Annotated in this window: 24 protein-coding genes and 1 pseudogene; 10 read left to right on the plus strand and 15 right to left on the minus strand. The window is 70.8% G+C overall.

All coding sequences use genetic code 11. From position 1 onward, the window contains the following. Nucleotides 1-87: 87 nt before the first annotated feature. Both FSY66_RS00850 and FSY66_RS00855 read left to right on the plus strand, forming a co-directional pair. Nucleotides 88-408 carry a nucleotide pyrophosphohydrolase gene (locus FSY66_RS00850; RefSeq protein ID WP_144790338.1) on the plus strand — a complete coding sequence of 107 codons (321 nt, stop codon included), beginning with the start codon at nt 88-90 and terminating at the stop codon, nt 406-408. Continuing rightward, nucleotides 395-2164, plus strand: coding sequence for a DUF2075 domain-containing protein (locus FSY66_RS00855; protein WP_144790340.1), 1770 nt, complete (start codon nt 395-397; stop codon nt 2162-2164). The genes FSY66_RS00850 and FSY66_RS00855 overlap by 14 nt, the downstream gene beginning before the upstream one ends. Before the next feature lie 57 nt (nt 2165-2221). Here the strand turns inward: FSY66_RS00855 and FSY66_RS00860 are convergent, their stop codons facing one another. Together FSY66_RS00860 and FSY66_RS00865 are read right to left on the minus strand one after the other, a co-directional pair. Next, nucleotides 2222-4234 (minus strand): glycoside hydrolase family 3 protein, encoded by a 2013-nt coding sequence (locus FSY66_RS00860; protein WP_186304333.1) that lies wholly within the window; start codon nt 4232-4234, stop codon nt 2222-2224. Between the two features lie 287 nt (nt 4235-4521). After that, on the minus strand, nt 4522-6006 hold the full coding sequence (locus FSY66_RS00865; RefSeq protein WP_144790342.1) for a protein adenylyltransferase SelO: 1485 nt from the start codon (nt 6004-6006) through the stop codon (nt 4522-4524). 70 nt (nt 6007-6076) lie between these two features. Here FSY66_RS00865 and FSY66_RS00870 point away from each other — a divergent pair, with 70 nt between their 5' ends. From FSY66_RS00870 to FSY66_RS00885, 4 genes are all read left to right on the plus strand, one after another. Next, nucleotides 6077-6985, plus strand: coding sequence for a winged helix DNA-binding domain-containing protein (locus tag FSY66_RS00870; RefSeq protein WP_186304334.1), 909 nt, complete (start codon nt 6077-6079; stop codon nt 6983-6985). Between the two features lie 146 nt (nt 6986-7131). After that, nucleotides 7132-8445: an aromatic amino acid transport family protein gene (locus FSY66_RS00875; protein ID WP_260853283.1), complete on the plus strand. Its 1314-nt coding sequence runs from the start codon at nt 7132-7134 to the stop codon at nt 8443-8445. A 352-nt stretch (nt 8446-8797) separates the two neighbouring features. Further along, entirely contained in the window at nt 8798-9496 is a 699-nt protein-coding gene (locus FSY66_RS00880) for a hypothetical protein (protein ID WP_144790348.1), read from the plus strand. Nucleotides 9497-9525: 29 nt separating this feature from the next. Then, on the plus strand, nt 9526-10101 hold the full coding sequence (locus tag FSY66_RS00885; protein WP_144790350.1) for a hypothetical protein: 576 nt from the start codon (nt 9526-9528) through the stop codon (nt 10099-10101). Between the two features lie 95 nt (nt 10102-10196). On the opposite strand, the gene FSY66_RS00890 is transcribed toward FSY66_RS00885, so the two are convergent. The 3 genes from FSY66_RS00890 to FSY66_RS00900 form a co-directional block, all read right to left on the minus strand. After that, a complete protein-coding gene (locus FSY66_RS00890) occupies nt 10197-10709 on the minus strand; it encodes a hypothetical protein (protein ID WP_144790352.1) in 513 nt (170 codons plus the stop codon). 72 nt (nt 10710-10781) lie between these two features. Continuing rightward, on the minus strand, nt 10782-11066 hold the full coding sequence (locus tag FSY66_RS00895; protein ID WP_144790354.1) for a YrhK family protein: 285 nt from the start codon (nt 11064-11066) through the stop codon (nt 10782-10784). A 74-nt stretch (nt 11067-11140) separates the two neighbouring features. After that, nucleotides 11141-12112 (minus strand): TIGR03571 family LLM class oxidoreductase, encoded by a 972-nt coding sequence (locus FSY66_RS00900; protein ID WP_260853284.1) that lies wholly within the window; start codon nt 12110-12112, stop codon nt 11141-11143. A 174-nt stretch (nt 12113-12286) separates the two neighbouring features. Between FSY66_RS00900 and FSY66_RS00905 the strand changes: the two genes are divergently transcribed. Beyond that, nucleotides 12287-12805, plus strand: a complete 519-nt coding sequence (locus FSY66_RS00905) for a DUF4282 domain-containing protein (protein WP_186304335.1) — start codon at nt 12287-12289, stop codon at nt 12803-12805. 156 nt (nt 12806-12961) lie between these two features. Next, on the plus strand, nt 12962-14287 hold the full coding sequence (locus FSY66_RS00910) for a CHAD domain-containing protein (RefSeq protein ID WP_144790360.1): 1326 nt from the start codon (nt 12962-12964) through the stop codon (nt 14285-14287). Between the two features lie 112 nt (nt 14288-14399). Here FSY66_RS00910 and FSY66_RS00915 read toward each other — a convergent pair whose 3' ends face one another. Then, nucleotides 14400-16349 carry a BCCT family transporter gene (locus tag FSY66_RS00915; RefSeq protein WP_260853285.1) on the minus strand — a complete coding sequence of 650 codons (1950 nt, stop codon included), beginning with the start codon at nt 16347-16349 and terminating at the stop codon, nt 14400-14402. Nucleotides 16350-16464: 115 nt separating this feature from the next. Between FSY66_RS00915 and FSY66_RS00920 the strand changes: the two genes are divergently transcribed. Next, nucleotides 16465-16839 (plus strand): GNAT family N-acetyltransferase, encoded by a 375-nt coding sequence (locus tag FSY66_RS00920; RefSeq protein WP_144790362.1) that lies wholly within the window; start codon nt 16465-16467, stop codon nt 16837-16839. 52 nt (nt 16840-16891) lie between these two features. Here FSY66_RS00920 and FSY66_RS00925 read toward each other — a convergent pair. The 7 genes and pseudogenes from FSY66_RS00925 to FSY66_RS00955 form a co-directional block, all read right to left on the minus strand. Beyond that, nucleotides 16892-18063: pseudogene (locus tag FSY66_RS00925) on the minus strand (thiolase family protein). After that, complete coding sequence (locus FSY66_RS00930; RefSeq protein ID WP_144790364.1) at nt 18044-19438, minus strand: class I adenylate-forming enzyme family protein; 1395 nt, start codon at nt 19436-19438, stop codon at nt 18044-18046. Before FSY66_RS00930 ends, FSY66_RS00925 begins: the two are co-directional and overlap by 20 nt. A 2-nt stretch (nt 19439-19440) precedes the next feature. Further along, nucleotides 19441-19932 carry a GNAT family N-acetyltransferase gene (locus FSY66_RS00935; protein ID WP_144790366.1) on the minus strand — a complete coding sequence of 164 codons (492 nt, stop codon included), beginning with the start codon at nt 19930-19932 and terminating at the stop codon, nt 19441-19443. Nucleotides 19933-19934: 2 nt separating this feature from the next. Then, nucleotides 19935-20351, minus strand: a complete 417-nt coding sequence (locus FSY66_RS00940; RefSeq protein WP_144790368.1) for a hypothetical protein — start codon at nt 20349-20351, stop codon at nt 19935-19937. 209 nt (nt 20352-20560) lie between these two features. Next, nucleotides 20561-20992, minus strand: a complete 432-nt coding sequence (locus tag FSY66_RS12995; RefSeq protein ID WP_144790370.1) for an acyltransferase — start codon at nt 20990-20992, stop codon at nt 20561-20563. Between the two features lie 31 nt (nt 20993-21023). Then, on the minus strand, nt 21024-21713 hold the full coding sequence (locus FSY66_RS00950) for an MOSC domain-containing protein (protein WP_144790372.1): 690 nt from the start codon (nt 21711-21713) through the stop codon (nt 21024-21026). A 16-nt stretch (nt 21714-21729) separates the two neighbouring features. After that, entirely contained in the window at nt 21730-22632 is a 903-nt protein-coding gene (locus FSY66_RS00955) for an aldo/keto reductase (RefSeq protein ID WP_144790374.1), read from the minus strand. 229 nt (nt 22633-22861) lie between these two features. Here FSY66_RS00955 and FSY66_RS00960 point away from each other — a divergent pair, with 229 nt between their 5' ends. Continuing rightward, entirely contained in the window at nt 22862-23644 is a 783-nt protein-coding gene (locus FSY66_RS00960) for a thioesterase family protein (protein ID WP_144790376.1), read from the plus strand. Between the two features lie 362 nt (nt 23645-24006). On the opposite strand, the gene FSY66_RS00965 is transcribed toward FSY66_RS00960, so the two are convergent. Beyond that, complete coding sequence (locus FSY66_RS00965) at nt 24007-24996, minus strand: bile acid:sodium symporter family protein (protein WP_144790378.1); 990 nt, start codon at nt 24994-24996, stop codon at nt 24007-24009. Nucleotides 24997-25148: 152 nt separating this feature from the next. Further along, on the minus strand, nt 25149-25559 hold the full coding sequence (locus tag FSY66_RS00970) for a RidA family protein (protein WP_260853286.1): 411 nt from the start codon (nt 25557-25559) through the stop codon (nt 25149-25151). Between the last annotated feature and the right edge of the window lie 93 nt (nt 25560-25652).

Here is a 25652-nt window from a genome sequence, read left to right on the forward strand (position 1 = left end):
GCTGAGAAGGCTCTCAGGGCATCGAATCGCCCGTGCTGGTCCGGTAAGTCCGCCGCCGGGAGATGAGGCCGGTGCTACGTTGACCGCATGTCCTCCGATGACGTGATGCCGCTGCTGCGGGAATTCGTCCGCGAGCGCGACTGGGCGCAGTTCCACACTCCGGAGAATCTCGCCAAGTCCATCAGCATCGAAGCCGGTGAGCTGCTCGAATGCTTCCAATGGTCGCCCGCTGCGGATCAGCGCGAGGTCGAGGACGAGCTCGCGGATGTGCTGACCTACGCGTATCTCCTGGCGGACCGGCTCGGCGTGGAGCCGCACGAGATCATGCGCCGGAAGCTCGAAACGACGCAGCGGAAGTACCCCGTGGAGAAGGCCCGAGGCAGGAGCACCAGATATGACCGGCTCTGAGGACGTCGAGATCCAGTACAAGGTCGAGCAGCTCCCCTTCGACGAGGACGGCGTCGACCAGGGCAGCCGAGAGATCGTGCGGTTTCGAGATTGGCCCGTCGTCTACACGCTCAATGACCGAGAGCGCGTCTACGTCGGCGAGTCCATGAGCGCGGTCAAGCGCATGCGGCAGCATCTCGAGAATCCGGAGAAGCGTTCGCTGACGACCATGCGCCTGATCTTCAGCGAGGAGTTCAACAAGTCGGTGTGCCTGGACCTGGAGTCGAGGCTCATCGAGCTGGTGCACGGCGATGGCCAGTACGTCGTGCTCAACCGCAATACCGGCATCGTGGATGTCGGCTATTACATGCGCGACAGATACCAGGCCGCCTTCGACGGCATCTTCGAGGACCTGCAGGCGCATGGACTCCTCCAGCGATCCGTACGGCAGATCGAGAACTCGGAGCTTTTCAAGTACTCGCCGTTCAAGTCGTTGAACCACGATCAGCATGTGGCGATAGACCAGATCCTGCAGGGACTGGTGCAGGACCTGGAGAACGACCGCCGCGGCGTCAGTGTGGTGCGGGGCGACCCCGGCACGGGGAAGACCATCGTGGCGATGTACCTCTTGAAGATGCTGTGCGACATCGCCGTCCACCCTGCGGATGACGAGGTCGACCCCGACGAGATGTTCTCCGAGTACTTCCAGGACGAGTCTCGCGAGCTCCTGGAAGGGCTGAAGCTGGCCCTCGTGATCCCCGGCAAGGGCCTGCGCGGGACGGTGCAGAAGGTCATCGCCCGCATCCCGGCGATGAAGAAAGTGTTCGTCGGCACGGCGTTCCAAGTGGCTGAGCAGGAGCAGGACTTCGACTTGATCGTTGTGGACGAGGCACACCGGTTGACGCAGTACGGCGCACAGGCCCACGGCACGCTGACGGGGAAGTACCTGAAGATCACGGAGCGGCTCTTCGGGGAGGAGGACTTCTCGAAGAATCAGCTCGACTGGCTCAGGGCGAAATCGCGGATGGTCCTGCTGATGCTGGATCTGGAACAGAGCGTCCGTCCCATCGATATCCCCCGGGCTGAGCTCGACGAGGTCGTCCAAGAGGCCCGCGACGCAGACCGGGTCCACCCCCTCGTCACCCAGATGCGGGCTGTCGGCGGCAACGACTACATCCGCTTCGCACGCCAGCTCATGTCGCAGGCCCCGCCGAAGGAACAGCTCAGCTTCGGCGCTTACGAATTCGCCATGTACGACGAGATGGGTCCGATGGTCCAGCGAATCCGCGACCTCGAGCAGCAGCACGGCCTGTGTCGCATGGTGGCGGGTTATGCGTGGGATTGGACGTCGAAGTCGTCGAAGAAGGACAAGCGGACTCCGCACGACTTCGTGATCGACGATGTGCCCCTCAAGTGGAACGGCACCACAGAGGACTGGATCAACAGCCGGACCTCAGCCGAGGAGGTCGGCTCCATCCACACCCTTCAGGGCTATGACCTCAACTACGCAGGGGTGATCATCGGCCCCGATCTGCGCTTCGACCCTGGGACGCAGCGTCTCTATGCAGATCGGGACCACTACCGGGACACGAAGGGAAAGGCATCCAACCGGAAGCGCGGCCAGGTGACCACGGACGACGACCTCCTGCGCTACATCACCAATGTCTACTCGGTGCTGCTCACGCGGGCCATGCGCGGGACCTTCGTCTACGTCTGCGACCCGCACCTGCGCCGCCACCTGGCACGGTTCATCCCGCCGGCCACCAAGACCCGCTGACCTCCCCGCGCCGAGCGGGGAGCTGGAGGAGACGGGGCAGCGGAGGAGTCCGTGTAATTACAGGCTCAGCCCCGCCCCGTACCCGTAGCGCGTGCCGTCGCGGTCCGTGTAGACGTAGTCATCGCCCAGCAGGGCCCCGGGGACGTCGCGCGGGGAGGCCTCCATCGCCTGGCGATCGGCTGGGAAGGCGAACGGCAGACGCCCGGCGGGACCGCCGTCCTCGCCGGCCAGGGAGCGCAGAAGCTGCTCCGGCTGGATCTCGAAGGTGACCGCCACGGCAGCGGCGTCGGGCTCGATCTCCCCCAGCAGCCACGGATTGGTGGCGTTGACCACCAGCAGGGTCGGCACGGCCCGCTCGATCTCGCGCACCCGGTCCACGTCCGCGCCGTTGTCCCGCGGGTCCACGGACAGGGACACGCCCTCGCGGTCGTCCTCGAACAGCGCGATCTCGGGCCGGAGGAACACCAGCGCCTGATCCGCCTCCTCGGGCGAGGCGACCACCTGAGCACCGGGCCACACGGCAGCGATCGCATCCTCGAGCTTGGCCTGCACCTGCTCGGTCTTGGTGCGCCCGGTGACGCAGGGGAACAGCTTGACGGGGCGCTCCAGAGCCAGCGGGAGCAGGTCCTCAGAGGTGCGCAGCAGCGTCACGGACCGTCGCTGGGCCCGCTCGCCCTTGGCCCAGACCTGCTCGTTGCCGATGACGTGGGCCGCCCGGTCCTCGTCGACGTAGGGGTTCTCGAACAGCCCCAGGGCGAAGATCTCGGTGAGCAGCCGCACCGCGGGTCGATCGAGCTCAGCCGCGTGGAGGTGCCCCTGCTCCACGGCGGCCAGCAGCTGCGCCGGATTCGCCATGTCGGAGAAGATGTCGGTGCCGGCCTTGACCGCGGCGGCGAAGCGCTCGGCCTCCGAGAGCTCCTCAACGCCCCACATCATGGCGTCGATGACCCCGGAGTCGGAGTTCACGTAGCCCTGATGCCCCATGCGCTCGCGCAGCAGGTCCTGCAGGAAGGTGCGGTTATAGGCAAAGGCCACCTCCTCGAACTGGGCGGTCGGCCCCTGCCAGAGATCCTGATCGACCTGTGCGGCCGAGCTGTTCATCGGCCGGGCGTAGTACGGCATGATCGACGCCGCCCCGGCATCGATCGCGGCCTGGAACGGCGGCAGGTGGTAGCGCTCCAGCGCCCCCTCGGTCGGGTACTCGTTGGTCTGACCCCACTCGAAATGCGGGTCGTGGCCGTTGTACCGGACGCCGCCGCCGGGGAAGTGCTTGATCGTGGTCGCCACCGACTCGCAGGACAGCTCGGCGCCCTGCATCCCGCGCACCACAGCGCCGATGTACCGGGAGATCAGCTGCGGGTCCTCTCCGAACGTGCCGTTGAACCGGGACCAGCGCGGCTCCGAGGCCAGATCCGCCATGTACCCGTAGAGCTTGTGGATGCCGCCGGCGCGCCACTCGCGAGCGATCTCGCGGCCGAAGTCCTCCATCATCCCGGCGTCGTCCAGGGCGGCCAGCCCCAGCTCGCCGGGCCACTCGGAGAAGATGCCCGCCGATTCGTTCACGCCGAACTGCGCGACGAGGGCCACATGGTTGCGGGGGTTCGACGCGAAGACCGCCGGGATGCCGTGCGCCGAGCGCTCCGCGAGCTCCTGCACGGCGTTGGTCCACGCGGCCAGCTCGCGCGGTGCGAGATTGTCGCGCACCACGAGGTAGCGCTGGTGCCGGACGTTGATCGCGTTCTCCGACGACGACGTCACCAGCACCGGCTCCGCGAACGGCACTCCGGTGATGGGGTTCTCGCTGCGCCAGACGTCATTGTCGTTGAGCAGCCCCTCCGAGGGCTCCGGCAGGAAGCTCGAGGTCCCGGGGTAGTGGGAGCCGATCACCATGAGACCGGCCTTCTCCTCCGTGGACATCCGCTGCGTCAGGTCCTGGGCGCGCTCGTGCGGGCTGAGCCGCCAGTCCTCGTACGGCGAGAGGACGCCGTCGCCGTCGAGGTCGCGGAAGCGCAGTCCGTCCTGCTCGATGAATCGTCCGGTGCGCGAGCCGAGCTCGGGTGGGGTCGTCATGTCGGGGCCTTCCTCCTGGGATCGCGCGGGCCCGGACGCACCGAGGACGACGCCTGCCCTTCCCCCGATGACCCTCCGCGCCGGCGCGGTGGTCTGTGCGGCCCACCGTAATCCGTCGCGCGCCGCGACTCCGAGGATTGCCGTCAGTTCCCGGCCCCGCCCGCTCACCGCCTCCGCCGAGCGGGCGATCCGAGGCCCTCAGAGGGCCTTCACGACTCAAGATGGCCCGCTCGGCGGGGACAGGAGCGGAGCAGGAGGCCCGGAGCAGCGACGACGGCCGCGGGCGGTCAGGTCCCGCAGAACGTCGTGAAGCGTGTCGTCGGGTCGGCGCCCGAGGACTCGAGCCCCGCGAAGTCCACGTGCTCCTGGAAGGGCGAGCGCACCGCGGCCAGCAGCAGCTCGTACGGCTCCATATCGCCGTCCTCGGCGCGCTCGAGCGCGCGCTGCAGGTGGTGGTTGCGCGGGATGTAGACCGGGTTCACCGAGGCCATGAGATCGCGCTGCTCGTCGGGCGAGGGATCGCCGTGGCGGCCCAGCAGGGCGCGGCGCTCGTCGTCCCAGCCCCGGAAGGCCTCCGGATCGGCGAACAGCTCGCCGGCCGCGCCGAAGGACAGGGCGCGGAAGAAGGCGGTGAAGTCCTGCTGGTGCTCCTGCAGCAGCGTGAAGGTGCGCTCCGTGAAGGCGTCGAGCTCGCTCAGCGCGGCCCGGCGGTCCTCGGCACCCAGGCCGGAGACGTCGAGCCCCAGCTTGGCGCCCAGCCCGCTCGACAGGGCCTCCCGGAACGCCGGGGCGTACTCGCGCAGCACCTCGGTGACGGCCTCGACCCCGGCGTCGGGATCCGACGGGGACACCGGCTCGACGAGGGCCTCCGCGAACCGGGAGAGGTTCCACAGGCCGATGTCCGCCTGACGCCCGTAGGCGTAGCGCGCCCCGCGGTCGATCGAGCTGAACACCGCGCCCAGCGAGAAGGTGTCCACGAACGCGCAGGGACCGTAGTCGATGGTCTCCCCGGAGATGGTCATGTTGTCGGTGTTCATGACCCCGTGCACGAAGCCCACGAGCATCCACTGCGCGATCAGCTCGGCCTGCGCGCGGACCACGCACCGCAGCAGCTCGAGCGGCGGGTTCGCCGCCGACGCCGCGGCCGGCCAGTGCCGCTGGATCGCGTAGTCGATCAGCTCCTGCCGCGTCTCGAGCGAGCGCTGCGTGGCCGCGAACTCGAACGTGCCCACCCGCAGGTGGCTGGCGGCCACGCGCGTGAGAATGGCGCCGGGCTCCGGGTCCGGGCCGCTGCGCTGGATCCGCTCCCCGGTCGTCACGACGGCCAGGCCGCGGGTGGTGGGGATGCCGAGCGCATGCATGGCCTCGCCCAGCAGGTGCTCGCGCAGCATGGGACCCAGCGGCGCCTTGCCGTCGCCGCCGCGGGAGAAGGGGGTGCGCCCGGAGCCCTTGAGATGCAGGTCGTGGCGCTTCCCGTGGGGGTCCACGAGCTCGCCCAGCAGCAGGGCGCGGCCGTCCCCCAGGACCGGGCTGAACTGCCCGAACTGGTGGCCCGAGTAGGCCTGGGCATAGGTCGGGCCCGAGACGGCGCCGGTGAGCAGGGCGAGGCCGTCCTCGGAGCGCAGCCGATCCGGATCCAGCCCCAGATCGCGGGCGAGCTCGTCGTTCACGATCACCGCGCGCGGTTCCCGCGCGGGTGCGGCGGACCACTCCTGCGAGAGGTCGGGCAGGGCCTGCGCGTAGGTGTGCTCGAAGGGGATGGCAGCGGTCATGGGAGCTCCTCTCGCCCGGGCCTCCCAGGCTATCGGCGCCGGACGACAGCCCGGCAAGTACCGTGTGGGCATGCACCTGCCCAGCTTCCGCGGCGTCCTGGCCCATCGCCTGATCCACCAGGCCCTGGTGGCGCCCCGGCCCGATGCCGCGGCCCACATGCTCGCGACGCAGGACCAGATCTACGCCGCGGGCGTGAGCGCGCTCGAGCAGCGCTCGGGCCTGGACGTGCTCGAGGAGATCCGGGCCCAGCGCATCGTGCGCGCGTGGACCCAGCGCGGGACCGTGCACCTGACGGCGGCCGAGGACGTCCGGTGGCTGACCCGCCTGTGCTCGCCGCGCGTCGAGGCCGCCGCCGCCTACGATCGCGCCCACGACGCCCTCCACGAGCGCCTGGCCGACGGACCGCTGACCCGCCCGCAGGCCTACGACGTCTTCCGAACGATCGGGATCACCCCGGAGAACGGCCCCGGCCAGCACCTGCTGCGCAGCTTCGGCGGCCAGGGCGACATCGCGCAGGGCCCGCGGCAGGGCAGCGACGACACCTTCCTGCTGGTCGACGACCTCCCCGTGGCCCAGCGGGAGCTCGACGGCGACGAGGCCCTGCGCGAGCTCGCGGCCCGCTACCTGGCCTCCCACGGCCCGGCGACGGTCCAGGACCTGTCCTGGTGGTCCGGCCTGACGGTCCGAGATGCGCGGCGCGCCGTCGAGCTGGCCGGCGACCAGGCGGTGGCGGTGACGGTCCAGGACCGCGCCGAGCAGCTCTTCGCCGGCCCGGCCGCCGAACAGATCGACGACGCGCAGCTCGAGGCGGCGCTGGCCGTCGAGCTCGAGCTGCCCGCGTTCGACGAGTACCTCATCGGCTACCGCGACCGCTCGGAGTTCCTGCCGGCCGAGCTCGTCCCGGTCGTCGGGCCCACGAAGAACGGCATGTGCCGCCCGTTCCGGGTGCGCAGCGGGATCATCGCCGCTGCGGAATGAACTGCCGGGCGCACCGATGGCGCGCGGCGCTCTGACCAGCGCCGATCCCTCGATTGTTGAACAATTCGATGTGACTTGGTATACCTGTGACTCGAATCACCGAGATGCGCGCCACAGTGCCGCACCCCCACAGGACGGAGACCACGGTGTCCAACGGATCCACCGCGGCCGACAGCACGGCGACGCACGACGACCTCCAGACCCCCGCAGAGGCCGGCACATCCGGGCCCGCCACCGCGAATCGCGGCTTCGAGCTCAGCTGGACGATCTCGCTGTTCGGCACGGCCGTCGGCGCCGGCGTCCTGTTCCTGCCGATCAATGCGGGACTCGGCGGCATCTGGCCGCTGCTGATCGTCACGATCCTCATCGGGCCCATGACCTACCTGTCGCACCGGGCGCTCTCGCGCTTCGTGTGCGCCTCGCCGGATCCGGGCGCGGACATCACCGTCGTGGCGCGCAAGGCCTTCGGCGAGGGTGTCGGGCGCGTCATCACGGTCCTGTACTTCCTGGCGATCTTCCCCATCGTGCTGATCTACGGCATCGGCATCACGAACACGGTGGACTCGCTGATGGTCAATCAGCTGGGCATGGGATCGGTGCCGCGCTGGCTGCTCTCGGGCGTGCTGATCGCGCTGATGATGCTCGTGATGATCTCGAGCCAGCGCATCATGCTCATCGTCACCCAGTGGCTGGTCTACCCGCTGATCGCGATCCTGCTCTTCGTCACCCTCTACCTCATCCCGAGCTGGAGCTTCGAGGGCCTCACGGCCACCCCGAGCGTCGGCGACCTGCTGATGTCGATCTGGCTCGTGATCCCCGTGCTGGTCTTCGCTTTCAACCACTCGCCGGCGATCTCGCAGTTCTCCCTGGCCATGCAGCGCCAGTACGGCGGCCGCGCCAGCGACCGCGCCTCCGTGGTGCTGCGCCGGACCACGACCCTGCTGGTCGTCTTCACCATGGGCTTCGTCTGGTCCTGTGTGCTCTCCCTGGGCGTCGACGGCCTCCAGGACGCCAAGGACGCCAACCTGCCGGTCCTGTCGCACCTGGCCAACGTGCACGGCAGCCCGTTCATCGCCTACCTGGGCCCGGTCGTGGCCCTGGCCGCGATCGCCTCGTCGTTCTTCGGCCACTACCTGGGCGCTGCGGAGGGCGCTGCGGGCATCGTCCGCTCGATGGTCGACGCCGACGGCTCCAAGGTCAGCGACCGCGCCCTGCACATCGGCATCGCGGTGTTCATCTTCCTGTCCACCTGGGCCGCCGCCATCGTCAACCCCTCCATCCTGAGCATGATCGAGTCGATCGCCGGGCCGGTCATCGCCATGATCCTCTACCTCATGCCGATGTACGCGATCCGGAAGATGCCGACCCTGGCCCCGTACCGCGGCCGCCTCTCGAACGTGTTCGTCACGATCTCCGGCCTGGTGGCCGTCAGCGGCATCCTCTACGGGCTGTTCTCCTGAGCTGATCCGCGGCCGACGAATCGGCCCGCGCACCTCCCCGCGAGGAGCGCGGGCCGTTTTCCGTCCCCACTGGGGGAAATGCGGGAATCGCACTGCTCTATCGCCGACGGGAATCCCCCGAGGATCACGGGATGAGGAATAGGTTGATATGTCCTCTGTTGATATGTCCCTATTCCGGTCATCGGCCTGTCTGGGATATCGGATGAATGATTCATCATCTCGACTTCACCCCTCTTTAACCCGCTTCGATGCACTCGTGCATAGAGTCCTGTGCCGTCCCTCGGAGACGCCCGAGCATCTGCCCGGAATCCGCTCGGACATGTCTCACCGTCGAGCCCACAGAGGATGGAACATGAACTGGAAGCGCAAGATCGTCGGAGCCGTCGGCGCCAGCGCCCTGCTGCTGACCGTTGCAGGGGCACCTGCCCAGGCCGCCACCATCGAGGACGAGTACCCGGAGACCCCGGTCGCCAACGCCCAGCTGCCGATCGTCAACACGCAGCACGGCTCCGACCACATCAAGGCGAACATCCTGAATCCCCGCCCGGTCTGCAATCCCTTCGAGGACTACCGCACCGTGGTCTACAAGGTCACCGACGACTTCTCGCCGGTCGGGACCATCTCGACCCACAACCGCAGCGACAGCGCCATCCCGCTGACGCAGGATCTCTCCCGCACCCAGACGATCTCCATGAGCGTCCAGGGCGATCGGACCAACACCACCTCGATCAACGCCGGCGGCGAGAAGGACGGCGGCAGCATCGGCATCGCCCACGAGATCTCCTCGACGCTGGGCTTCCAGACCTCCTACGAGCTGTCCTGGAACGTCGGACAGACCATCGGCCCGTACGACGTCCCCGCCGGGCACACCGGCGAGGCCACCTACGGCTTCCGCACGATCAACATGACCGGCACCCAGCAGTACTGCAAGTCCAACGGCACCTGGTCGACCCCCACCGCCTGGCGCGCGTTCGTCCCGATCAAGAACGACGTCAAGGTCGACGTCTACGAGAACCCCGCCGACTCGTACCGCCCCGGCAAGCAGTCCTGAAACCCGACCGAGATCCGAACGGAGATCCCATGAAGAAGATCCTCTCCCGCACCGCCGCCGCGGCCGTCTCGGCCGGGCTCCTGCTGACCGGCACCGCCGCCGCGAACGCCGCCGAGACCCCCGCCCCCGCGAAGCAGGACCTCGCGGTCAGCTACTCGAGCTCCGCCCTGAAGGCCCCCGGCTACGCCGGCCTCACCGCGATCTACGCGGAGAACGTCGGCTCCGAGCGCTACTACGGCGAGTTCCCGCTCGTGACCTTCCGCGTGGACGTCAAGACCGCCGGGGGGCCGGAGGGCGTGGACCGCCTCATCACCCCGGGCTACTTCAACGGCGCCTACACCCGCGACCTCGGCTTCGACCCGGCGACCTCGACCCGCTCGTTCGAGGTCACCCTGTCCAACCCGGTGGAGAAGGGCGAGAAGCAGCTGATCGCCAACCTCAACTTCGGCGACGGCCTCACCAAGGAGGGGCGCCTGACGAACTACGTCACCGTCACCCAGACCGGCCGCCTGGCCGGGGACACGTCCACCGCCAACGACCAGAACGTGGACTCCCGGCAGCACACCGTCACGGACTTCGGCAACCCGAACAAGGGCATCTTCTGAGCCGACCGACCGGCTGAGTCCGCACTGCGCAGGAGGCGGGCCCCCAGCGGGGCCCGCCTCCTTCTCATCCGCCGACGAGGCTGTCGCGGCCGCGCTCAGCGGCGAGGCTCGACGTCGGCCGGGTGGTCGCCGCCGGGGGACGTGTTCTCCCGGTCGGCGTCCTCACCGGTGTCGAGGTACTGGGTGATCCACCCGACCAGGAACCCGGCCGCGCCCATGACCAGCAGCGGGCGGCGGACTCCTCGACGGATCAGGAAGCGCTCCACGGCGCCGGAGATCGCCAGATTCGCGGCTGCGGAGCCGCTGAGGAGCAGGCTGATCGCCGCCGTGGCGCCCACGAGCGGACGCGTGATCCGGGGCCTGCCCTGCTCCGATCGCGGCGCGCCCGGAACAGCCATGTCCGTCGGGAACCGCTCGATCGCCTCGGCTCCCCGATCGGAGATCACCCAGGCCACCGTGCCGGCATAGGCAAGGCCGGGGGCGGTGATGATCGCCGCCCTGGCCCAGCCTCGCGCTCGGTGGAAGGGGATCATCTCCGCCGCACCGCTCGCCGCGGCGAAGGTCAGGGTCCTGGGTGCGAACAGCCTGCTCAGTGGAGGACGTGCCATGGCCCCACGGTAGGCCCCGGCTGCCGAGTCCGGCCATGGCAGCGGGCTCTCGTCCCGAGCTCCGAGTCGAGCTCAGAAGTCCATGGACGTCTCGTGCGGTCGGACCGGGCGCAGGCGCTGGAGATGCAGCTGTCGCATCAGGCGGATCGTGGGGCGCAGCATCATCTGCACCGAGCCGAGGACGAACAGCCACGTGCCCGCATACGTCGTGTCCTCCCCGAAGAAGAGGATGCTGCCGACCAGGAAGACCACTCCCAGCAGCAGGTCATTGGCGATCGACAGCGTCTCGTAGCGCTGTCGGATCACCAGCTCCTCGGACCCGATGCGGATCTCGAGGTCCCGGTCCTGGTGCGTCATCGCGGCCTCCTGCGCCCTCGTGCCGGCTCCGGTGAGCCGGACGTGTCACGGCCAGTGGACCACGGCGGAGAGGCTCAAAGGTGCGCGACGACCTCGTCGCGCAGCTGCTCGAGGACCTCGCGGGCCGGTCGGTGGTCGGTGGCCTTGGCCAGGATGCAGTGGTCGAGCCCGATCTCCCGGTAGCGGCGCAGGGTCTCCACGAGGGCCTTCGACCCGGTGCGCAGCCCCAGGCTGATCTCCTCGGCGGGGGCGTCGGAGTCCTCGAGCAGATCCAGGCTCATGGACTGGATCAGGGCCGGGTCATTGCCCTGCCCGCGCTTCTCGACCGCCTGGCGCCACAGCCCGAACCGGCCCTTCTGCTCCTCGAACGGGCGGTAGTAGGTGGCCCAGGCATCGGCGTGGGCGGCGTTCCACTGCAGGGTCTGCTTGGCCGAGCCGACGATGACCTGCGGGATGCGGTGCGAGGGCGGGGCCATGAGCTCGTAGCCGTCGGTGGCCTGGAGCAGGTGCCGCCGCTCGTCGTCGATCGGGCTCAGCGCCGAGCGCAGCAGGGCCCAGCGGTCGCGGAACTCGTCCCGGCGATCGTCGAGCGAGGCCCCGAAGAGCTCGAACTCCTCCGGCCGGTCCCCCGTGGCCACGCCCAGCAGGAGCCGGCCGCCGCTGATCCGATCCAGTGAGAGCGCGGTCTTGGCCAGGTGCAGCGGATGGCGCAGAGGCAGGACCGCCGCGGCGGTGCCGATCGCGATCCGCTCGGTGGCTCCGGCGAGCATGCCCAGCCACAGGAACGGGTCGTCCAGGGACGCGGCCAGCCGGTCCTCGCCCTGCGGGATGGCCAGGGGGACGTCGCGGACCCACAGCGCGGCGATCCCCGACGCCTCCGCGAGCCGCGCCAGCTCCCGGGACGTCTGCGGATCCGCCATCGAACCCCCGTGCTGCGGCTGCGGGGTCATCAGCCCGAGCGTCAGGCGACCATCGGGAGACCGGACCGCATCGATCGCCGGTGAGAAGTCCTGGGCCACGGCTGACGTCCTCTCGCTGGGCGGCATCGGTCCTCCCAGCGTATCGAGGCCCGGGTGCCGGGAACCGCCGACCAGGCCGCAGCCGTCACACAAGGCCGGGGGACGGCCCCGGTGCCAGGGGTGCGAGTCTCGCCCCCTACGATGCGAGGCGGGCTGCGCGCACCGCTCGCCCCCCACGGATGCCCACGATCAAGGAGCCTCGTGTCCTACCCCTCGCAGAACCCTCAGAGCCCCCAGGACCCGCAGAACGGCCGGCCGGGTCATGACACCCCGCAGCCGTCGTCACATGCGGTCCCGTCGTACGAGGGCCAGAACCAGCCGGCGCAGCGTCATCAGCCGTCCTACGCCGCCCCGCAGGCCAGCAGCTCCCCGAACGATCGCTACACGCCCAGCCAGCCCGATGGGGAACCGGGGCGAGCGACCAAGGACAAGGGATTCTTCGCGGCGCTGTTCGACCTCTCCTTCAAGAGCTTCATCACGATCAGGTTCGCCTCGATCCTCTACATCGCCGGCATCGTCCTGCTGACGCTGGGCTGGCTGATCTTCACCGTGATGTCCTTTGCAGCGGACCCCGGGGCGGGAGTGGTGGTGTTCTTCGGGGGTCTCATCGGCCTGTTCATCTACATCGTGCTGTTCCGCCTGATGCTGGAGTTCTATGTGGCCACGGTCCGCACGGCCCAGAACACGTCGATCCTGGTGGAGCGCAGCGGTCGTCTCTGACCCAGAGCTCCACCGACCAGCGCCCGCCGAGACGCAGCTCGCGTTCCGGCGGGCGTCCGTCATCCCCGGCCCCGGCAGAGGGCCGCGGCGATAGGATCGGCGGCACGACGCGACGGGGGAAGAACCCCTCGTCGCCGCCCGCGCGAGAGGATCGCCATGCCCGCCCCAGACCCCGCCGATCAGCGCTCCGTGCGCCTGTCGTCGCACACGAGCGCGCAGATCCGGAGGCTGCCGCTGCCCTCCCCCGCTTCCGACGAGCACACGGCCGGCGCCGCCCGCTTCGACACCTCCGAGCGGGCCCTGAGCCGCCGCGGCCTCACGCTGAGCCGCAGCGATGACCCCGAGCGCGGCTGGCTGCTGTGCATCCCGCAGGGCGACGACCACTGGTCGGTCGAGATCCCGCGGCTGCGCAGCGCTCCGGAGCGCATGCCCGCCGCGCTGGTCCAGCTGCTCGACGGGATCATCGGCCAGGACGAGCTGGTCGAGATCGACGACGACGCCTCGGATCGTCCGCAGACGTCGGGCAAGGACAGCTCGACGAAGGCCGGCGGGACGAAGGACTCCGCGCCGACCGGCGTCGACGTCCTGCAGGCCGTGCTGTCCCAGCAGGCGGACGCCCTGGAGCTCTGGGACCTGAAGACCCGGCTGGATCTGCCGGACGCCCTCCATCAGCTGCGGGTCACCGCCCGGTCCCTGCGCGGGCTGCTGAAGTCCGCCCGGCCGTTCCTGGACCGGGAGGCCGCCGACACGCTCGGGGACCAGCTCCAGCAGCTGGGCCGTTTGCTGGCGGCCGCCCGCGATGCCGAGGTCATGGCCGAGCTGCTGCCCGCCCGCGCGGAGGCGCTCCAGGGGCGGATCGGCGAGAAGACCCGGCATGTGCTCGTGGAGACCGCGCAGGAGCGCGCCGAGTCCTCGGCCGCGCAGATCCGCCAGGACGCCTCCCGCCCCGAGTGCCTGGCCGCGCTCGAGAGCGCCCGCGCCGCTGCCCTGCACCCGCCGTTCACGGACAAGGGCGGGAAGAAGGCCGCGGGGCTGACCGCCGAACAGATGAGCGACCGCCTGGTGCAGCGCGCTCTGCGCAAGGCCGCCAAGGAGGCGCAGCGCGCCCTGGACGCGGCACAGGCCGGGGATCTGGAGCCCGAGCAGCGCCTGGAGCACCTGCACACGGTGCGCAAGGCCACCAAGCGGGTCCGCTACGTGACCAAGGTGCTCAAGGCCTCGGGCTTCCGTCCCGCCAAGTCCGTGCGGAAGCTGGGGAAGGCCGCCAAGCGAGCCCAGGACGCCCTCGGCGAGACCATGGACGCCTCGGTGGCCGCGGCCTGGCTCGAGGACTCGTCGGCTCGGCTGCGCAGGGCCGGGGCCGACCCGTACGAGCTCGGGCTGCTGACCGGCGCCGAGCTGCGGCGGGTCGCCCAGGGCCTCGACGAGGGGCACGACGACATCGAGCGGCTCACCGAGCTGCTCGAGCGGCACGCCGGCTGATCCCCCCGAAGAGAACGACCGGGGCCTCCCCCGGACAGGCCGACGGCCCTCCCGCACGACGTGTGCGGGAGGGCCGTCGGACGTCGCGGCGTCGCGCGGGGCCCTGCGGTCCCTAGCGCGGGCTGGGCTCGCCGTCGACGTCGGTGGGTGCTGCCGAGGAGCCGCCGGAGGCCGGGGAGGCCTTCGCGGGCTCGGCGCTCTCGTTCGTCGCCGCGTCGTCCGAGGCTGGCGTGTACCACTCCGTGAGCGCGGGGTCCGTGCTCTCGAAGTCCGCCCCGGCGCCGTCGCCCTCGTCCACGTGGGTGGCGCCGAAGACGAAGTCGTCGCCGTGCTCGTCGATGCCCCGGTGCACGCCCCGGTTGATCGCCTCGCGCGCATAGCGGCGGCGGATCATGTACGGGTCGTTCCGCAGATCCTTGGCCCAGGAGACCATGATCCCGAGCATGATGAGCCCGAACGGCAGGGCGCACGTGACCATGACCGACTGCAGGCCCGACAGCGCGAACTCGCCGCCGGCCAGCAGCAGGAACATCGAGACCAGGCCGAGCGCCAGACCCCACACGATCGTGACCGGGGTGGAGGGGTTCGATCGGCCCGACTGGGACATCGAGCCCATCACGTTGGTCGCGGAGTCCGCCGCCGTCGTGAAGAAGATGAGGATCGCAAGCAGCACCGCGACCGACGTCAGCCCGGACAGCGGAAGGTTCTCCAGCATGTCGAACATGACGTTCTCGCCGCTGCCGTCGATCGCGATGTCCCGGCCCTCGAGGTTCATCCACATGGTGGTGCCGCCGAAGACCACGAACCAGACCACGGAGATCGCGGACGGGGCGAACATCACGACCGTGACGAACTCCCGCAGGGTGCGGCCCTTGGAGATCTTGGCGATGAACATGCCCACGAACGGGGACCACGACGTCCACCAGGCCCAGTACATCATCGTCCAGCTCGCGGAGAACTCGGACTCGACCTCGCCCTGGCTCGGAGCCACGGAGAGCATGGAGAACGCGTTCTGGATCGTCGCGTAGAAGGTCGTGGGGAGCAGGTCGAGCAGGAACAGCAGCGGCCCGGTCACCGCGACGAACAGCGTCAGGGCGATCACCAGGAGCATGTTGGTGTTCGACAGGATGCGGATGCCGCGCTTCACTCCGGAGACTGCGGAGAAGATGAACACCACCGTGAGCACGCTGATGATGACCACCAGGATGCCGTCGCCCTCGAGCGGCCGGCCCGTGACGATCGAGGTGCCGGTGCGGATCTGCAGCGCGCCGATGCCCAGCGACGTCGCCGTGCCGAAGAGCGTGACCATCAGTGCGAAGACGTCGATGATCTTGCCCGGGATCCGGTTGGTGGCGTTCGGGAAGATCGGCTCGAACAGCGCCGAGATCAGCGGCAGGCGGCCGCGCCGGTAGGCCGCGTAGGCCAGAGCGCCGCCGATGAACGAGTACACGCCCCACGGGAAGATCGTGTAGTGCAGGCTAGTCTGCGCCATGGCGGCGGGGACCGCGTCCATGGACCCGGCCTCGACATCGAAGGCCGGCGGCGGGGTCATGAAGTGGCTCAGCGGCTCGAGGGGGCCGTAGAAGACCAGGCCGATGCCCAGGCCCGCGGCGAAGAGCATGGAGATCCAGGAGCCCGTGGAGAACTCGGGGCTGCTGTCGTCGGCGCCCAGGCGGATCTTGCCCGTGGGCCCGTATCCCACGACGAGCATGAAGAGCACGACGAGGGCGACGAGCGAGCCCAGCAGCCAGCCGAAGTGCGTGACCACCCAGGTCTGCATCTGGGGGCCGACCGCGCCCAGATTGTCCGGAGCGATGATCGCCCAGGCCAGCACCGCCGCGACCAGCACGGCGGCCGCGGTGAACACGACCTTGTCGGTCGGGAAGTGGTCCCGGGCGTCCTCGACGTCCAAACCGGGGATCAGCGCGGGGTGGACCCCGCGGTGCCCGGCGGCCGCCAGACGCATGGTGGTCCGGACGCTCTCCGGCGCCTTCTGCTCGCGGAGGCGGTTGTCGATCGTGATCTCGGAATCGGACGGGCTGCCCGATGCGCGATCTCTCATATGAAGCTCCCTGGGTTTCTCGAAGACGTCCGAGGCTAGCGGGACGCTGGGCAGAACCCCAGAAGAGCCTGGCCTCACGGGGCGATGTTCATCCGGGCTTCGCCGTCGGGCGCCGGTGCTGCGGGAGCAGCTGTTCGGCGAGCGACCGGCGATCTTCGCCCACGTGGCCCCCGCACCGGAGGGCACAGGGCGACGGCTCGAGGGATTCGCGCTGTGGTTCCTGAACTACTCCACGTGGGAGGGCACGCACGGGATCTACCTGGAGGACCTCTACGTGCGTCCGGAGGTCCGCGGCGCAGGGCACGGCAAGGCGCTGCTGCGCACCCTGGCCAGGACCGCCCGCGAGCGCGGCTATCGGCGCGTGGAGTGGTCCGTGCTGCAGTGGAACCGGCCCTCGATCGACTTCTACCGCTCGCTCGGAGCGGTTCCGATGGACGGGTGGGACGTCTACCGGCTGACCGGCGACCCCCTCGAGTCCCTCGGCAGCTGAGCCGCGCGAGTCCCCGGCGGGACCGGAGGCGCTCGGCGCCTGAGAGCCGGGTCTAGACCGCCGTCGTCTCGAACAGGGCCGCCGTGCCGATGCCGCCGGCGGAGCTGATCATCGCCAGCAGCGGGCTCCCCCCGGCAGCTCGCGGGCCCTCGCCAGCAGCCGGACCACGGAGACCGCGCCGGAGGCGCCGTAGGCGTGGCCGAGCGCCAGGGCGCCGCCGTCGGTGTTGAGCACCCGCTCATCCACTCCCAGCAGGTCCGTGCAGGCGAGCACCTGCCCCGCGAAGGCCTCGTTGAACTCCACGGCGGCCAGCTGATCTGCCCCCACGCCCTGGTCCTCCAGCAGCCGTCGAGCCGCGACGGCCGCCCCGAGGCCCAGCCGCGCGGGGTCCACGCCCACGGTCACCGCCCCGCGGAAGATCAGCGCCGTGCCGGAGCCCAGGCTCTGCGCCGTCGCCGGGGTCACCACCAGGATTGCGGCCGCCCCGTCCGCATCGCCGCACGAGTTCCCGGCCGTGACCGTGCCGCCGGTCTCGAACGCCGCGGGGAAGCGCGCCAGCAGCGCAGCGTCCAGCCTCCGGCGCGGCCCGTTGTCCGCGGTGACCTCGCCGCGCGCTCCGGACACGGGCACCAGCTCGTCGTCGAACCGCCCGGCCGCTGCCGCCGCCAGCGCCCGGCGATGGCTGCGCAGGGCGAAGGCGTCCTGCCGCGCCCTGCTGATCCCGTGCTCGCGCGCGACGGTCTCGGCGGCGACCCCCATGTCCGGGTCGCCCAGGTGCTCGGGGCTGAACCGGGCGCGGCGGTAGAACTCGACCTCGCCGTCATCGCCCCGACGGCCCCGCAGCGGTGCCGTGCTGATGCTCTCCGCCCCGCCGGCCAGGAAGGCGCTCCCGGCCCCGGCCTGGGCCAGGCGGCAGGCCAGCACGACCGCATCCAGGCCCGAGCCGCACTGCCGATCCACGGTGATCCCCGGGACCGACAGCGGCAGGCCGGCCTCGAGGGCCGCGAGCCGGGCGAGATTGCCGCCGGCGCCCACGGCATTGCCCATGACGACATCGACCACGTGCTCGGGAGCGAGGCCCGACTCCTCCACGAGCCGGCGCAGCACCGGGGCCAGGAGGCGGTGCACGGGCACGTCGTCCAGGGCGGTGCCCGCCCGCGCCAGCGGGGTCCGGCGCCCGAGCACCACCAGCGGGGACGACGGGTCAGCCGAGACGACGGGCACGATGATCCCCTTCGGCGATCCAGGCTCGCAGCCGGGCGCGGCTGAGCTTGCCCCGGTCGGTGACGGGCGGCTCCTGCAGCACCCAGTACTCGTGCGGGCGCTTGGCCGGGGCCAGCCCCTCGGTTGCGCGGCGCAGTCGCTGCCGGGTCGGCGGCTCGTCGACGGGGAGGATGCCGGCCGCGATCCGCTCGCCCCGGGCGGCGTCGGGCAGTCCGACCACGATCGCCTCTGCCACGCCCGGAACGGCGGCCAGCACCGACTCCACCTCCTGCGGGTAGATGTTGACCCCGCCCGAGTTGACCATCTCGGCCGCCCTGCCCAGCACGTGCAGCCGGCCGCCGCGCAGGAAGCCCCGGTCATGAACGGTCGCGATGTCGCCGAACCGGGTGAGGGCCTTGCCGTCGTCGCCCCACAGGTAGCCGTCGCACACGAGCTCGGAGCGCACGCCGATGCTGCCGACGCACCCGTCGGGCAGCGGGCGGCCGTCGTCGTCCAGGATGACCGCCTCCACCCCCGGGAACGCGGTCCCCACGGCGGTGCCGCTGCTCGATTCGCGTTCCCCCGGCAGGTGGCGCCGGGCGGCGACGAAGCCGAGCTCCGCGGCGCCGAAGTACTCCCAGATCACGGCCTCCGGCGCCCAGCGGCGGGCCGTCGCGAGCGTCTCCGGATCCAGCTTCTGCCCGGCGCAGATGATCGCGCTCAGCCCGTCGGCCGTCTCGCCGGCCGCGAGGCCCCGGCCGGCGATCACGCGCAGCATCGCCGGAACGGTCACGAGCCGGGTGACGCCCTCGGCGGCGATCGCCGCGCGCGCATCGGCGCTGTCGAAGCGCGGCAGGGTGACGAAGGCGGCTCCGGCATGGAGGCACTCGGACAGCGCGTAGAGGTTCAGGCTGGCCGAGAGCGGGCCGGGCGCCAGGACCCGGTCCTCGGGCCGCAGGTCGAAGTGCGCCGTCGAGGCCTCGAAGGATCGCCGCCACGAGCCGCGACTGCGGCGGAAGCCCTTGGGCAGGGACGTCGTGCCGGAGGTCAGCCCCACCAGGAAGGCGGAGTCGGCGGGGCCGTCGCGCAGCCGGGCCGGCTCGTCCGAGGCAGGGGCTGCCGCACGGCAGCGGCGCCGCACCGCCTCGCTGAGCTCTTCCGGCCAGGTCGGATCCAGGACGGCGCACATCCGCTGCTCGGCCACTCCGGCGGCCCACCGGATGACGAAGTCCGTGCCGTTGCCCTGCTGCAGGATCCCGGTGGGCTCGCCGGAGGCCGCCAGCGCCGCAGCCTCCGCGCGCAGCCGGCCCCAGCTCAGCCGCTGGCCCGCGCAGGCGACGGCCATGACGTGCGGACGCTCGTCGGCCCAGCGCGACAGGCGATCCAGGAAGGGCACGACTAGGCTCCCCGCAGGTCGAGCTTGAAGCCCTCGTGCGAGCGCTCGAATCCCAGCCGCTCGTAGAACCGGTGGGCGTCGGGGCGCTGCTTGTCGGAGGTCAGCTGGACCAGATCGCAGCCGCGGTCCCGCGCCTGCTCGACGGCCCAGCGCACGAGCGCCCCGCCCACGCCCCGACCGCGCAGGGAGCTGGAGATCCGCACGCCCTCGATCACGGTCCTGACGGCGCCGCGACGCGACAGCGACGGGATGACGGTCAGCTGCAGCGTGGCCACCGCGCGGCCGTCGAGCCGCCCGATCACCAGCAGGTGCGCGGGATCCTCGTCGATTGCGGCAAAGGCCCGCTCGTAGCGGCGGCGGTCGTCCTCCGTGCGGATCCCGTCGCGGACGGCGCCCAGGTGATCGTCGGTCAGCAGGTCGATCAGCTCCGGCAGGTCGGCGGCCGCGGCCTCCTCGAGCACCACCGACGTCCCCGGCAGCTGCATGCTGTCCATCGTCACCACCCCGGCTGATTGCTGCTCGTCCACGGATCGCTGCGATCGCGCCACGGATGCGGGCTGCCGTGGCTGATCTCGCGTCGGATCGCGGTGAGGCGCTCATCGGCCTCCGTCCACCCGAGCACGCTCTCACGATGCACCGCGTGCCTGCCCTCCGTCACGACCAGCGGCACAGCGGCCAGGCCCGCGCGCCGAGCGATCAGGGCGAACGGCAGGGCCAGCCACTGGGCCAGCGACTCCAGCAGGAACAGGGGCAGCAGCGGCAGGATCACGATCAGCAGCAGGAGGCCCAGGAACGCGGAGATCGGGTCGTCCGCGGTGGAGGAGGCCGGCGAGGCCGGCAGCTCGTCCATGAGCCAGGCGATCCAGCGGCGCGTCCGGCTGCGCCAGGGCAGGAGCCGACGACGGGCCTTCATCGACCGCCCCTCTCCACGAGCTGCGCGCAGACCGGTTGCGCCTTCCTGCGGGCAGTCTGCCAGAGGCCGTTCCGGGGAGGCATCGGTCGGGCGCGGGGCAGGGCCCCTGCGCCCTGGCGGCGATCACCGCGGTCCTGGCCCGGGCACGGCAGGCACCTCATCCAGTCGGTCGATATCCACGGGTATCCGCTCGCGGATCATCGGGCTGGTCAGCCCTCGAACCTCGGCGCCGAGCGGACCTGCCGCGCAGGGGATCCGACGACGACGGCGCCCGCCGGCACGTCCTTCGTCACCGTCGAGGCGGCGCCCACCACGGCGCCGTCGCCGATGGTCACACCAGGGAGGATCGTGACGTTGGCGCCGAGCCAGACGTCGTCGCCCAGGACCACCGGCGCCGGGTGCATGTCGCCGCGCCTGGCCGGGTCCATGTCGTGGTTCAGCGTGGTGATCACCGCGCTGTGCCCGATCAGGCAGCGATCCCCGATCGTGATGCCGCCCTGGTCCTGGAACGCGCAGCCGGAGTTGATGAAGACGTCGCGACCGATGCGCAGCCCCTTGCCGACCTGGATGGTCTCCCCGCGGCCCATCCGCTCCAGCAGCTCGTCGCGATCCATGGTGGGCTTCTTCGTCGGAGGCGGCATCCTCGATCCTGGTGAGCCAGTCTTCTCCGCCTCAGCTCGCGTGCCAGACCCTGACAGGGTCCCCCACGCGCACCTCGCCCTCGGAGTCGACCGCGCAGCCGTAGGCCAGCAGGGCCCCGGGGCGGATGCGCCGCAGCAGGCAGTGATCCTTCCGACCGGTGAGCGGGTCGTGGTCGATGATCACGCAGCGCTCGAGCTCCCCCACGACCTGCAGCCGCACCGCGCCGAGCTCCAGGCGCGACCCTTCCGCGAGCGCCAGAGGGGCGGCGCGGTCGTCGATCACGACGTTCGGGCGGTAGCGGTCGGTGTCCGACGGCAGCCCCGCCAGCTCGGAGCGCAGCAGCACGCTCACGGGTGCGCCCCAGACGATGGCGTCCGACCACAGCGTCCGGGCCAGCAGGACCGGACGCCCCGCCTCCGCCGAGAGGCGCTGAGCGAGCGGGCCGTCGTGCACGCGCGCCGGGATCAGGCGGTCGTAGTAGCGGATCCGGGTCTCGGGATGGACCACGTGCTCGTCGGCGGCGGGCAGGTCCCCTGGCCCGACGGCCACGCGGACCATGGCCGGGAACTGCGGGGCCCGCAGGCAGGTCAGGTCATCGGCCCACACCGGAGCCCACCGACGATCGCCGTCCAGCCCGCCCATCGACACCCCGATGCGCTCGTGCGAGAGCCACCCCAGCCCCTTGACCGGGGTCGAGCCGATCCTCTCGACGCTCGCCATGGCGGGGCTCCGGGGCTCAGGCCTCCGGGATCTCCTTGCCGAAGTCCTCGAGAGTGACCTCGTGGGGCTCCGGGCCGCCGCGCTCACCCGTGTCCAGGGCGTCGATCCGCCGCAGCTCGTCGTCGGAGAGCTCGAAGCCGAAGACGTCCAGGTTCTCGCGGATGCGCTCGGGGGTCACCGACTTGGGGATCACCTGACGCCCGCGCTGCAGCTGCCAGCGCAGCATGACCTGCGCCGGCGTCCTGCCGTGAGCCTCGGCGATGCGGGCGATCTGCGGGTCGTCGAACGTCGAGGTCCTGGTGCCGTCGCCGCCGTAGCTGGTGATGCCGCCGATCGGGGACCAGGCCTGGGTGAGGATCCCGTGCTCGCGCCCGAACTGCTCGACCTCGGTGCGCGCGAAGTACGGGTGCAGCTCGATCTGGTTGACGGCGGGCACCACCTCGGTGCGCTCCATGAGCTGCTCCAGATGGCGGACCTCGAAGTTGCTGACGCCGATCGCGCGGACCTTCCCGTCGGCCAGCAGCTGCTCGAGCCCCTGGTAGGCCCGGACGGTGCGCTCGAAGTCGTTCTCGAAGGCCTGGTGCAGGATCAGCAGATCGAGCTGCTCGATCTGCAGCTTGCCCGCGGCCTTGTCGAAGGCATGGATCGCTTCCTCGCGGCCGAAGTCGTTGATCCAGACCTTGGTCTCCAGGAAGACCTCGTCCCGGGAGACTCCGGAATCGCGCAGGCCCTGGCCGACCTCGCGCTCGTTCTCATAGGCCGCGGCGGTGTCGATCAGCCGGTACCCGGCTCGCAGGGCCGCCTCGACGGCCTGCGCGGTGTCCTCCGGCGCGGACTGGTACACGCCGAGCCCGATCACGGGCATCTCGACGCCGTTGTTCAGGGTGAACGTGCTGGTGGGGCTCTGGAGATCGGTCATACCGCCATGATGCTCCCGGCGACCGTGGCTGCGGGAGCCCTTCTCCCCGCCGCGAACACGTGATCGCCGCCACACCGAGCCGCGGGCTTGTGACGTGCATGACGTCCGCGCAGACTGACGTGATGGAGACCCGGCAGCGCGTGCTCATCGTCGCGCCATCGGCGGCCCGCCCGCTGCGCGTCGTCGTGCCCTGATCCGCTCCACGTCACACCCCCGACCCAGGAGACCCATGACCGCCGAGCAGTCCTTCTTCCAGCGCACCGGTCCCACCACGTTCGAGCCCACCGTCAACGCCGAGGGCGCGTGGTCCCCAGAGGACCACCACTTCGCATCCATCGCCGGGCTCGTAGCGCACGAGATCGAGCGGTTCCGCGACGAGCACGGCAGCTCCGACCTGCGGCTGGGCCGGATCAGCTACGACATCCTGGGCCGGCTGCCCATGAAGGAGGTGACGGTCGAGGTCGAGGTGCTGCGCCCGGGTCGGACCATCGAGCTGCTGCAGGCGACCGTGACGATCGACGGCCGCGCCGTGGTCATCGCCCGGGCCTGGTACCTCTCCCGTGCGGACACGCAGGACGTGGCCGGCTCCGAGGGCGGGCCGATGCCCTCTCCGGACCACCCCGGCGCATGGGACATGAGCGGCGTGTGGCCGGGCGGGTACATCGCTCAGCTCGAGGCGCGCGTCGTCGAGCAGCGAGCCGGCCGGGCCGCCGTCTGGCTGCACTCGCCGTCGCAGATCGTGGCCGGGGAGGAGTCCGCCGACCTCGTGCGGTTCATCGCGAACATCGACGCCGCCAACGGGATCGCCCCCCGGCAGGAGATCGGCGCGTGGACCTTCCCCAACGTGGACCTCACGATCCACTTCCACCGGCTCCCCGAGGGAACGTGGACGGGGCTGGACACCGAGGTCGCCTGGGGGTCCGACGGCGTGGGGCTCACGAGCACGACCCTGCACGACGCCTCCGGGCCGGTCGGCCGCGCCGAGCAGATCCTGACCCTGCGCCGCCTCTGACGCCTCCCCGCCGTCGTCATTGCTCCCTGACGCGCCGCCGACGTCGTCGCCCTCTTGGCTCGTCGCCCCCTCTTCACGCCGCCCGCCGGCCCGGCCGCGAGCGGCCGATTCCTCACTCATCCACCCGCGAGCGGCCGATTCCTCACCGTTTCAGCCTCGAATCGGTGAGCATTCGGCCACTCGCGAAGAGAAGGGTGAGCATTCGGCCACTCGCGGAGAGAAGAGGCGCAGAATCGGCCACTCGCAGTCGGGGGGGGGGCAGGGGCAGGCCGGCAGGGCCACGGGCGCTGGACTCAGCGAGGCACCACAAGCGACGGAGCGACGGGTGCAAGACCGCTGCGGACGACGACCGCGAGACAGCGTCAGCGGGCGCGGCTGTCGGCACGATCCGTCGGGCGGCGGCCCCAGATGGACGCCAGGATCCCGCCGGAGATGTTGTGCCACACCGAGAAGATCGCTCCGGGCAGCGCCGCCTCGGGCGTGAAGTACTGCGTCGCCAGCCCGGAGGCCAGCCCCGAGTTCTGCATGCCGACCTCGACCGACACGGCCCGTCGCGATGCCGCGGGGAAGCGCACGAGCGCCGCGATCCCGTAGCCGAGGGCATAGCCGAGCAGGTTGTGCAGGATCACGCCCGCGATCAGCCCCAGGCCGGCTGCGGCCAGCACCTCGCCGGAGCCCGAGACCACCGCGATCACCACGTAGGTGATGCCGAGCACCGAGACCCAGGGCAGGACGGGCTCGATCCGCCGCACGACCCCGGGCGCCAGGGAGTGCAGGATCAGGCCGGCGATGACCGGGACGAGCACGATCTGCACGAGCGACAGCGCCAGGTCGCCCGTCGGGACCTCCAGGAACTGGCCGGCGAGCGCCAGCGTGATCAGCGGGGTCAGCAGCGGCGAGAGCAGCGTGGACAGCGACGTCATGGTCACCGACAGCGCCACGTCGCCCTTGGCGAGGTAGGTCACGACGTTCGACGACGTCCCGCCGGGGACCGAGCCCACCAGGATCATCCCGGCCGCCAGCTGGGGCGGCAGATCCAGCACCGTCGCGATGCCCAGCGCCAGCAGGGGCATGACCGTGAACTGCAGGACGACGCCGGCGATCACGGGCGTGGGCCGCTTCAGCACGAGCGCGAAATCCGGCAGGCTCAGCGTCAGGCCCATCCCGAACATGATGATCATCAGCGCCGGTGTGACACCCGCGCTCCAGCCCTCGAACGCCTGCGGGAACAGCAGCCCGACGGCGGCGCCCGCCAGGATCAGCAGCGGGAAGACCGTCACCGCGCGTCGGCTGCTGCGCTGCTCCCGGGCCGCTTCTCGGGTCGATGCGGCATCTGCCGTCCGCTGGGCCATGGTCCGTCCTCCCTGCGAGCCGTCGATCCGTCGAGCCTATCCCCGCGCCGAGCTGCTCCCGCCTCGAGCGGGAGGTCGCGGATGCAGCGCTTCGGGGCATGAAGACGTGCGGGGGCGGAGGGAAGCAAGCCGCCCCCGCAGGGGGCAGAGCCTCAGCCCAGGTGCGCGATCGCCGAGATCTCCACCAGGAACTGCGGGCGCGCCAGGGCGGCCACCCCGATCACGGTGTGGGTGGGCAGGACGGAGCCGGTGAAGTGCCGGGCCCGGGCCGCGCTGACGGCAGGGGCCTGGCTGACATCGGTCAGATAGGTCGTGGTCGAGACGATGTCGTCCATCGTCCCGCCGGCCTCCTCGACCACGGCGCGCATGTTGGCGAAGACCTGCTCCACCTGGGCCTCGATATCGCCTTCGCCCACGACGGTGCCGTCGGCGGCGAAGGACACGAGCCCGGAGATGTGCAGGTCGTCGCCGGCGCGCACGCCGTAGGAGTAGACGGTGCGAGCGGCCGGCTCGGGCGGCAGCGACGCAGGCATGACGGACTGGATGCGGCGGTTCTCGGTCATCGCGGTTCCTCTCGGGGATGGATCGCGGTCGGGTGATCGTGGGACGCGCAGCTCGGCAAGCCGAGGCCCGGGTCGGAGGCGCGGGCCGACGAG

The organism is Kocuria palustris (assembly GCF_007666205.1).
GTDB lineage: Bacteria > Actinomycetota > Actinomycetes > Actinomycetales > Micrococcaceae > Kocuria > Kocuria palustris_A.

What these genes read in the sequence shown, in the direction of transcription:
- FSY66_RS00880 (WP_144790348.1), top strand. Translation starts at nt 8,798, where the DNA reads ATGAACTGGAAGCGCAAGATCGTCGGAGCCGTCGGCGCCAGCGCCCTG.
- FSY66_RS00950 (WP_144790372.1), bottom strand. Translation starts at nt 21,713, where the DNA reads ATGGCGAGCGTCGAGAGGATCGGCTCGACCCCGGTCAAGGGGCTGGGG.
- FSY66_RS00900 (WP_260853284.1), bottom strand. Translation starts at nt 12,112, where the DNA reads ATGCCGCCCAGCGAGAGGACGTCAGCCGTGGCCCAGGACTTCTCACCG.
- FSY66_RS12995 (WP_144790370.1), bottom strand. Translation starts at nt 20,992, where the DNA reads ATGCCGCCTCCGACGAAGAAGCCCACCATGGATCGCGACGAGCTGCTG.
- FSY66_RS00865 (WP_144790342.1), bottom strand. Translation starts at nt 6,006, where the DNA reads ATGACCGCTGCCATCCCCTTCGAGCACACCTACGCGCAGGCCCTGCCC.
- FSY66_RS00910 (WP_144790360.1), top strand. Translation starts at nt 12,962, where the DNA reads ATGCCCGCCCCAGACCCCGCCGATCAGCGCTCCGTGCGCCTGTCGTCG.
- FSY66_RS00870 (WP_186304334.1), top strand. Translation starts at nt 6,077, where the DNA reads ATGCACCTGCCCAGCTTCCGCGGCGTCCTGGCCCATCGCCTGATCCAC.
- FSY66_RS00855 (WP_144790340.1), top strand. Translation starts at nt 395, where the DNA reads ATGACCGGCTCTGAGGACGTCGAGATCCAGTACAAGGTCGAGCAGCTC.
- FSY66_RS00890 (WP_144790352.1), bottom strand. Translation starts at nt 10,709, where the DNA reads ATGGCACGTCCTCCACTGAGCAGGCTGTTCGCACCCAGGACCCTGACC.
- FSY66_RS00895 (WP_144790354.1), bottom strand. Translation starts at nt 11,066, where the DNA reads ATGACGCACCAGGACCGGGACCTCGAGATCCGCATCGGGTCCGAGGAG.
- FSY66_RS00885 (WP_144790350.1), top strand. Translation starts at nt 9,526, where the DNA reads ATGAAGAAGATCCTCTCCCGCACCGCCGCCGCGGCCGTCTCGGCCGGG.
- FSY66_RS00940 (WP_144790368.1), bottom strand. Translation starts at nt 20,351, where the DNA reads ATGAAGGCCCGTCGTCGGCTCCTGCCCTGGCGCAGCCGGACGCGCCGC.
- FSY66_RS00860 (WP_186304333.1), bottom strand. Translation starts at nt 4,234, where the DNA reads ATGACGACCCCACCCGAGCTCGGCTCGCGCACCGGACGATTCATCGAG.
- FSY66_RS00970 (WP_260853286.1), bottom strand. Translation starts at nt 25,559, where the DNA reads ATGACCGAGAACCGCCGCATCCAGTCCGTCATGCCTGCGTCGCTGCCG.
- FSY66_RS00915 (WP_260853285.1), bottom strand. Translation starts at nt 16,349, where the DNA reads ATGAGAGATCGCGCATCGGGCAGCCCGTCCGATTCCGAGATCACGATC.
- FSY66_RS00965 (WP_144790378.1), bottom strand. Translation starts at nt 24,996, where the DNA reads ATGGCCCAGCGGACGGCAGATGCCGCATCGACCCGAGAAGCGGCCCGG.
- FSY66_RS00960 (WP_144790376.1), top strand. Translation starts at nt 22,862, where the DNA reads ATGACCGCCGAGCAGTCCTTCTTCCAGCGCACCGGTCCCACCACGTTC.
- FSY66_RS00955 (WP_144790374.1), bottom strand. Translation starts at nt 22,632, where the DNA reads ATGACCGATCTCCAGAGCCCCACCAGCACGTTCACCCTGAACAACGGC.
- FSY66_RS00850 (WP_144790338.1), top strand. Translation starts at nt 88, where the DNA reads ATGTCCTCCGATGACGTGATGCCGCTGCTGCGGGAATTCGTCCGCGAG.
- FSY66_RS00935 (WP_144790366.1), bottom strand. Translation starts at nt 19,932, where the DNA reads ATGGACAGCATGCAGCTGCCGGGGACGTCGGTGGTGCTCGAGGAGGCC.